General features: G+C 64.9%; 8 protein-coding genes and 1 pseudogene. 7 read left to right on the top strand and 2 right to left on the bottom strand.

Going from position 1 to position 8,216, the window contains the following annotated elements; translation table 11 throughout:
* The first annotated feature begins 453 nt into the window (after window positions 1-453).
* From Q1N79_RS08540 to Q1N79_RS08545, 3 genes and pseudogenes are all read left to right on the top strand, one after another.
* The gene (locus Q1N79_RS08540; protein WP_300606386.1) at window positions 454-618 is read left to right on the top strand and encodes a hypothetical protein; all 165 of its coding nucleotides are present in this window, start codon (window positions 454-456) and stop codon (window positions 616-618) included.
* A gap of 586 nt (window positions 619-1,204) precedes the next feature.
* Window positions 1,205-1,552: pseudogene (locus Q1N79_RS30605) on the top strand (transposase); the annotation flags it as partial.
* A 107-nt stretch (window positions 1,553-1,659) separates the two neighbouring features.
* Entirely contained in the window at window positions 1,660-2,034 is a 375-nt protein-coding gene (locus Q1N79_RS08545; protein WP_300606389.1) for a transposase, read from the top strand.
* Window positions 2,035-2,719: 685 nt separating this feature from the next.
* Here the strand turns inward: Q1N79_RS08545 and Q1N79_RS08550 are convergent.
* Complete coding sequence (locus Q1N79_RS08550) at window positions 2,720-2,968, bottom strand: helix-turn-helix domain-containing protein (RefSeq protein ID WP_300606392.1); 249 nt, start codon at window positions 2,966-2,968, stop codon at window positions 2,720-2,722.
* An 89-nt stretch (window positions 2,969-3,057) separates the two neighbouring features.
* On the opposite strand from Q1N79_RS08550, the gene Q1N79_RS08555 reads away from it, so the two are divergent.
* Entirely contained in the window at window positions 3,058-3,810 is a 753-nt protein-coding gene (locus Q1N79_RS08555) for a DUF5131 family protein (protein ID WP_300606395.1), read from the top strand.
* Window positions 3,811-3,827: 17 nt separating this feature from the next.
* On the opposite strand, the gene Q1N79_RS08560 is transcribed toward Q1N79_RS08555, so the two are convergent.
* Complete coding sequence (locus Q1N79_RS08560) at window positions 3,828-4,805, bottom strand: three-Cys-motif partner protein TcmP (RefSeq protein ID WP_300606398.1); 978 nt, start codon at window positions 4,803-4,805, stop codon at window positions 3,828-3,830.
* A gap of 360 nt (window positions 4,806-5,165) precedes the next feature.
* Between Q1N79_RS08560 and Q1N79_RS08565 the strand changes: the two genes are divergently transcribed.
* The 3 genes from Q1N79_RS08565 to Q1N79_RS30610 all read left to right on the top strand — a co-directional run.
* Window positions 5,166-5,933, top strand: a complete 768-nt coding sequence (locus Q1N79_RS08565; RefSeq protein ID WP_300606401.1) for a transposase family protein — start codon at window positions 5,166-5,168, stop codon at window positions 5,931-5,933.
* Window positions 5,934-6,144: 211 nt separating this feature from the next.
* Window positions 6,145-6,405 carry a hypothetical protein gene (locus Q1N79_RS08570; protein WP_300606404.1) on the top strand — a complete coding sequence of 87 codons (261 nt, stop codon included), beginning with the start codon at window positions 6,145-6,147 and terminating at the stop codon, window positions 6,403-6,405.
* Window positions 6,406-8,075: 1,670 nt separating this feature from the next.
* A partial coding sequence (locus Q1N79_RS30610; protein WP_367185044.1) for a helix-turn-helix domain-containing protein occupies window positions 8,076-8,216 on the top strand: 141 nt, incomplete at its 3' end.

Raw genomic sequence — 8,216 nt, forward strand, 5'->3', positions numbered from 1 at the left:
CACGCCGGAAAGCTCGTCACCGTCATCATCGAAGACACCTGCTACCGCATCCTCCACGGCGAGGAAGAACTCGCCGTCAAGCCCCGCAAGGACACCAGCCCCATCACCCGGCTCTACGTCCGCGGCATGAAAACCCAGTCCTGAGACGTCAAGCACCTCCTGCGAACAATCGGTAAAGCATGTCCTGAGACCTCACATTGACACGTTGCGGCCTGGCCGGGTTGGGGTGCCTGGTCGTAGCGTTGAGAGGTCCTGGCGAGCGTGGCTCTGTAACCGCCTGCCGGCTTCGGGCCTGGCTTTCGAACGACGTGCTGGCCTGCCGGGACCTCGCCGTGGCGTGGCTCAAAAGAGGCGCGAGCGCTCGCGGTCGGGGCGCGAGCGCTCGCGGTCGGGTCCTGGAAGTAGGCGTGCCCGCTGCGGTCCCACCAGGTACCGGGAAGAGGGAGGCCGGTCATGACAGCAGTGATGATCGGGGTCGATCCGCACAAAGCCTCGCACACGGCGGTGGCGATCAGCAGGGCCGAGGAGCCGCTGGGGCAGCTGCGGGTGCGCGCCAGCGCCGCGCAGGCCGAGCGGCTGCTGGCGTGGGCCGCGGGTTCCCCGGACGCCAGAACATAGTAGCGGTTAAAGGCTGCAAGGCGCAGGGGTCTGGCACTTTCCTCTGCGGTTGATCCCAGCACGCCCGACAGGGGTCTGCTCGACCGAGCAGCGAGGCCGTTCGGGGGAACTGGATAGGCTCTGGTTGATGTGAGCAACGGCGGAGATGGAGCAATCTGCCGCAGAAGTGCAACCTGTATAGCCAACCTTTTTGCGCCAGCCGATGACGTTGATCGAGAGCGAGGGTCAACCATCCTCGGCGGTAGCTACGGATGCCGAAACGGATGTTCTGCGCGCATGGGCTCGCGTATTCCTATCGTTTCAGTAGGCATTCCTAATCGGCAGGGAGACTGTGGATACTGCTTCCGGCCCTGCTTCCGTGGTTTGGCGCTAGTGCGGGCGTAGGGTCGGTGGCCTGGGTCCCGGCCTGACCTCCGATTCGGCTGACGCCGCTCGGGCTGTCCTGCGAGACGATCTGTCGGCCGGGTCCCAGGTTTTCTGGCAACTGCCGGCGCTGCCGGTCTGATCTGCCTGGCCTGGGCAAGAGGCCGGGGTTCACAGGTCCGACGGCCAGCGGGTGCGTGCCATCCCTCAACCTCAGAAAGGGATGGCTGTGACCATTGTAGAAGATACGCGCGTCATCACCGGCGGCGTGGACACCCATGCTGATGTGCATGTCGCCGCTGCGCTCGATCCCATCGGAGGGCTGCTCGGCGTGCAGGAGTTCCCGGTCAGCCGGGCCGGCTACGCCCGCCTGCTGGGCTGGCTAGGCGGGTTCGGGACCGTCGGGCTGGTCGGGATCGAAGGCACCGGCAGCTACGGCGTCGGTCTGGCCCGGCACATCACCGCGGCCGGCATCCGGGTCGTGGAAGTGGACCGTTCGGACCGTCAGGACCGGCGCCGGCAGGGCAAGTCCGACCCGCTGGATGCGGTCAGTGCCGCCCGGGCTGCCCAGTCGGGCCGGGCCCGCGGCGCGCCGAAGGGCCGGAACGGCACCGTCGACGGCGCGCCGTGTTCCCCGGCGGCCAGCTCGAGCGCCCCGGCGAGCTCATCGTCCCCCTCGTGGCAGCCCGTGCTCCGGGGCTCCTTGCCCTGTACGGGATCGGCCCGAACACCGCGGCGCTGCTGCTCATCGCGGCCGGAGACCACCCCGGGCGGCTGCGCAGCGAGGCCGCCTGGGCGCACCTGTGCGCAGCCGCCCCCATTCCCGCATCGCCGGGGGAAGTCACCCGCCACCGGCACTGCCCCGGCGGCGACCGGCAGGCCAACCACGCCCTGTGGCGGATCGTGTTCACCCGCATGCGCTCCGACCCGGCCACCCGCGCCTACGTCGAACGCCGCACCAAAGAAGGAAAATCCAAGGCCGAGATCATCCGCTGCCTGAAGCGCTACGTCGCCCGCCAGGTCTACCCGCACCTGCGCCCGGCCGCTGATTGACCCGCAGACCCCGGGGACGGCCTGACCCGATAATCGGCTGCCGCGAACCTGCTGGCCTGCGAACGATCCGCCGGCCGTCCCCGGCCCAATCTTCCTGACCTGCTGGACGTGACCTAATAAGAGCCTGGCCTCCACACCGAGCGGCCCCTCCCTGTCTTGTCCGCCCCCAGCAATAAGCCGGCCGCAACCAAAACTACCGCCACCGAAACGACATCCGAGCCCCTTGACAAACATAAGAGCATCGATAAGCACCCTTTCCACGAGGAAAGTAGAAGACCTGCGGGTTACTTTCGGTGACGGCGCCGTGCGCTTGCCGGGGCAGGTGTCCAAGTACGTACCGGTGCCGGATTCAGACACGGATTGCCGTTGCATTAGTCCGCTTGCTCCGTCTGCGCAGGGACGTTCCCAGTGTTCAGCTGAGTCCGGGAATGATCATCATGAGCAGTCCGTGCCAGCCGACTGGGTCAGAGCGGGGCCGCGCGCCCATTGCGGCACCGACAGGCCATGGCTTTAGGCCGTGGGCGACGCTCGCCGGGAGCGTGGCCGCGATGCCGGGACGAGCAGGGCTGAACAGGGCACCAACAGGGAGGCTGTCGCCCACCTGTGGACTTCGGAGACCAGGTAGAGGTACAGCGCTTCCGCCTCGCCGCTGAACACTGGACCATCGTCAAGTCCCTGGCCGCCGCTACATGGCCACGTCCTCGATTGATGCGCCGAGGACCCGCACCATCGCGAGAACGGTGTAAAGGGACGGTTCGACCACGATCACTCTTTCGATGTTCCGAACCGTGGCTACGGAGATCTCCGCCTGGGCCGCTAGCTGCTCCTGGGTCATGCCGTGCTGCTCGCGAAGCGCGCGCAACCGCGCCGCCAGCCGCTCGGCCTGCTCGGCGTAGCGGCTCTCGGCACGTTTCCTCCGACCCGGCCTGGCCATGCTGCTATCCTAGCAATAAATCTTTACCGCTAAATATTTAAGCGAGTAGGCTGTTCGGTCAGAGGTACGAAAAACTGTGCGGAGGACACATGGGATCAGGCACAGGTATCGAATGGACTGAGGTCACCTGGAATCCGACCACCGGCTGCGACCGGATCTCAGCCGGGTGCGACCACTGTTATGCCCTTACGCTGGCCAAGCGGCTCAAGGCGATGGGACAGGCCAAGTACCAGGCGGACGGCGACCCTCGCACGTCCGGGCCGGGCTTCGGGCTCACCGTGCACCCCGATGCGCTGCGGCTGCCGTACACCTGGGCAGGCCACCGGACGGTGTTCGTCAACTCGATGAGCGACCTGTTTCACGTGCGGGTGCCGCTCGGCTTCGTTCGTGACGTGTTCGACGTGATCGCCGGCACCCCGCAGCACACCTACCAGGTGCTGACCAAGCGCTCGGCCCGGCTGCCGAAGATCGCGGACCGCCTTGACTGGCCGCCCAACCTGTGGCTCGGCGTCTCGGTCGAGGACGCCTCGGTGCTGTCCCGCGTGGACCACCTGCGGGCTGTTCCGGCTGCGGTGCGCTTCCTGTCGTGCGAGCCGCTGATCGGGCCGCTGGACCGCCTGGACCTGACAGGCATCGATTGGGTTATCGCTGGCGGCGAGTCAGGCCCTGATCACCGGCCTCTGGACCCGTCGTGGGTAACGGTGATCCGGGACAGGTGCGTGAGCGCGTCGGTTCCGTTCTTCTTCAAGCAGTGGGGCGGCCGTACGCCAAAGGCCGGAGGGCGCGAACTGGACGGGCGCGTATGGGACGAGATGCCCGCCCGTACAGGTGCCGCGGCGTAGGGCCGGACAGACTCCCGCTACGCGGAAAGATCCGGATCCTGGTGCCACCAGGATCGTGTCGCGGGGTCCCAGGAGTCAGTGGGGTCCCAGGAGAGGGTGTCGACAGGGATCGAAGACGGGGGCAAGTCGAACAGGGTGTCCCGGCCGGCGTCCCTGGACCGCTTGTCTTTTGCCTTGGCCTTGGCCTCCTGCCGCATGAGAGGCTCCCGTTCGGCGGCCTTCCTGTACAGGTCGGTCATGATTTTGTTGCCGACTGGATGGTCGGTCGCGAAGACCATGTCGTAAATGGGCATCCCGCTCGGCATCCGCATCGGGACCCGCGCGGTGATCGCATAGCCAAGGTCCTGCTCGAGCCGCCAGCGCTGCAGATTGACCATCTCGTCGCGGTATTCGTCCGCGCTGATGGTGTCGCGGTCGCGTGCCAGCTGGATTCGCCGCCAGTCCCGGGTGCCGTAAAGCGCGTCCACCCGTGTGGCGAACGCTTCGCCGTTTGTCCCCGCGACTCCCTTGGCGACCATGGAGGGCGACGTCAGCAGCCATATCTCGGCTTTCGTCTTCCCGGTCCGGAAGGCGGCGATCCTCTTCAGTGTCTCCCAGTGGATCTCGGCTGCCTGCTGGTCCGCAAAGACGAAAGTCGGAGCCCAGCGCCACTGGTCAAGGTCGGCAAGCACCCGGCCGATCGTCTCGTTGCAATCTCCGGGGTAGACCTTGAAGCTCCTGCCCGGGTATCGGTCGCGGAGATCCTTCTCCAGCGCCGCCGCCTTCTGCGGCATCTCGCAAAGCGCTATGCGCGTGAACGGCGGCGTACAGGACAGGGCGAGCCGCGCGGACCCGTCGAATTCCTCCTCCGTCTGCGCGTCGCGGTTAAACGGCTCGCCGGCCATCAGGTCGATGTACAACCGTTCAGGGGACCTCTTGGATGCGACATTGAAGGCGGGGAGGTAGCCGCCTAGGATGCTCAGCTTGTTCCGCGTCCAGTACTGCCACTCCCGCATGAACGTTCACCTACCTGAGCGATGACCGAGTTGCTGGTGCCGTCCTTACGGCTGCAGGGACGATTTGCGCAAGGACTGCGAGCATCGCCTAAATCATGCCAGGTAAATACCAGCAGGGCGAACTGAAACCGCCGACCCGCTGCGAACTGCTCACCCGTAGCCGGTCGCAGGAGCGGAACTCGTGAACTGCACAAGGAAATGAAATATCCGGCGAGATTCGCGATGACTGAGCCAATTTCATCCTGGTTGTGATGGGTTAGTCACGGTGTGATCACGTGGCGGCGCGCCTCCGGCAAGGCCCGGGAAGCCCCTGGTAGATGAGGCAGTCGACCAAGATCCACTCCACCACCAGGGGCTCCCATGCTGTTCTACCGTGCCGCGCTGCCGTTGTCGTCCCGGACCCTCGCCTTCGTGTCCGGGATCATCCGCCGCCACAGGATCTCGATCGGCTCTCTGTGGCGGAAGCTGAACCCTGGCCAGCAGGCGCTGGCGGTCCTGGTTTACCTGCGCAAAGGCGAGACGTTCGGCGAGCTCGCCGCTGGGTTCGGGATAGGGACTTCCACCGCCTGGCGGTACGTGAACGAGGCCGTCGCCTTGCTCGCGGCCCGCGCCCCGAAGCTGCGCAAGGCGGTCCGGGACGCGAAGAAGGCCGGGTACGCCTACGTCGTCATCGACGGGACGCTGATCCCGATCGACCGGGTCGCAGCGGACCGGCCGTTCTACTCCGGCAAGCACAAGAAGCACGGGATGAACCTGCAGGTCATCGCCAGCCCCGGCGGTGATGTCCTGTGGGTGTCTGGGGCGCTGCCCGGCTCCGTGCACGACAAGAAGGCCGAGTGGATCTGGGGCGTGCTGGCCGAACTGGAGGCCGCGGGCCTGGTCACCCTGGCCGACAAGGGCTACCAGGGATCCGCGTACGCGAAGATCCCGTACAGGGGGAAGAACAAGCCGCAGTCACAAAAAGACGCAAATAAGGCGCACGCGAAACTCCGATCACCCGGAGAAAGGGCCAACGCCCAGCTCAAGACCTGGAGGATCCTCCGCAAGCTTCGCTGCTGCCCCTGGCGCGCCGGGCAGCTCGCGAAGGCCATCCACGTCTTGCAGGTCCGCGAGGCAAATGCAGGATGAAAATGGCTCACTGTCTTATTTTTTCCTGACGCTGGAGTAGTGGCGTTCATTCCTGGATTATCAGAACACGTTGTGCTTTTCTTTTGCTGATGTGCCTGCCGGGGAGGTGGCCTGGATGTGCGCGGCGCCGGCGGTCTTGACCGGCAGGCAGCCGTCTGTCCACGGCATGCTGGCACAGTGGGCGAAGGGCTTGAGGCCCAGCCGCGCGGGCATGCGCGTCCGGGGATGCCTCCGGTTCGCCTTCTACGGGCGGGTCTCGACAGAGGACTGGCAGGAGCCCGAGTCGTCGCTGGCACGGCAGCTGCTGCAGGCGGTGATGCTGACCGCGGGGCGCGGGGTGATCGCGGCGGTGTTCTTCGACGCGGCGGAGAGCCGGGTGCTGCCATGGATGCGGCGGCCGCGCGGGGCCTTCCCGGGCGTTCGGCAACTGGACTGCATGCTGGCCGATCGTGTCGGCGGGAGGGGAGACTAAAGCCGTGTTAGGGTTGTCGTCGCCGCAGTATAACGATTCATCCTCATCTATAGGGGTGCCAAATGCTGCGTCGGTGGTTAGTCGCGGGAGTGCTTGTCGGGATACTCATCTGCTCGATCCAGATAGTGGATGCGCCGACGGCGTTTGCCGCTACGGGTACTACCAGCACTAGCGTGAATGTCATGAGCGGTCCCGGCTATTCAAACGCGCAACTCGGCACCATCGCTGCCAACACGACGGTCACCTTCTCCTGCTTCGTCGCGGGTGAGCCGGTCAGTGGGAACTGGGGAACCGAAGACATCTGGGACGCGCTGGACAGCGGCGGATACGTGCCGGACGCCCTGGTCTATACCGGCTCCAACGGTGCAATCGTCCCAGCCTGTCCATCGGATCAGTTCGGTGTTGGCACCTACCCGGTCGCGTGGACGGGCGGGAGCGGCGTGCAGCCAGTGGACGGAACTTCGACAAGCGCTAGTCCCGTTGGCGGGATCCTGCCGGACGGCCAGCTCGTAAACGTGACATGCGAGACATCAGGCCAGACTGTGACGGACTCGGACGGATTCACTGACAGCCTGTGGGATCAGCTCAGTAGCGGCGGATACGTTCCGAACGTGTATATCGACACCGAGTTGAACGCGCCGACCCCGGGCCTATCAGCTTGCCCGCAGCCAAGCGGCGGTAATGGGGGCGGAGGAAATGGATCTGGCGCCGGCGCGCCATCGGCTCAGAACTCGCCCGAGACACCTCCAAGCTCGGCTGCACCAACGGCCCCCGCGTCGTCGCCGCCTCCACAGGCCGCTACGCCTACTGGCGACATCAGCGTTCCCTCGTTCAACGCGAGGTCCTCGGCAGGCACATCAACATCGGCGTCGCCGAATAGGACTGTCCGCTCGGATGGTTCATCATCCGATTCCGATAACGGCGCTATTTTGATATGGACTGCGGTTGGTGCGATCGGCGCCTTGCTGGGAGGCTGTGGCACTGTGATGGCTCTTGTTCGCAGAAAGAGGGGATGATAAAGAATTCCTCAAGGGTGGGGTCCTGGGAGTCTTCCCGGATGTCTCCGCTGCCACACGGTTTATGCGAGTGTCCGAGGTGGCGGGCGATGGTCTGTGGACGGCATCGCGCCTCGCGGCATCCACCGACGCGGCGTCTGCGGCACGCCCTCGGCTGGTTTAGTAGCGACATCGTAAGGCGTTCAGCAGCGACATCTCCGTAAACGGCTGCCGGAATCACGGGCGAAACCCGACCACGCATCGCCGTTCATCGCTAACCTGCGGCGATTGCTCGCGTCCTTGCACCTCCTGAAGTCCCACGGGACACAGGAGTCGGCCATGCTCACTGGCCCCTTCCTCGCGACTGGGTCAGATAAGCATGCCTACTACAAGGCGCTGGAATGGTTGTTCTGGTCTTGGATGGAGTGCAAGCGGCCAAACCGCTTGTCAACGGCGGCGCGGGTTCGGCTTATTGATACGGGTCACTGATCCGCTGGGAGAGCAGGGCTATATCGGAGCATGCACCCGGCCGATCACAAGGCCTTTAGGTCTTGCGTGTTAGGACGAATGCCTGACAATCTCTCAGTCGAATGCTATTACAGTAACCTGGGGGGCTCATGTCGTACTAAGCAGAAATTAAGTTTTTAGAGCCTAGATCTATGCTAGAATAGCATTATGGCACGCAAGGGGCGCAGGTCGAGCCACGAAGAGCGGATTTATGCCATCCAGCTCCTGGAGCAGGGGCGCACCAAGCCTGAGGTGGCGAGAATTCTCCGGGTTGCCGAGTCCTCGGTTTACGTCTGGCAAAAGGCATAT

The sequence above is a fragment of the Trebonia sp. genome (assembly GCF_030042015.1).
In the GTDB taxonomy this organism is placed as follows: domain Bacteria; phylum Actinomycetota; class Actinomycetes; order Streptosporangiales; family Streptosporangiaceae; genus Trebonia.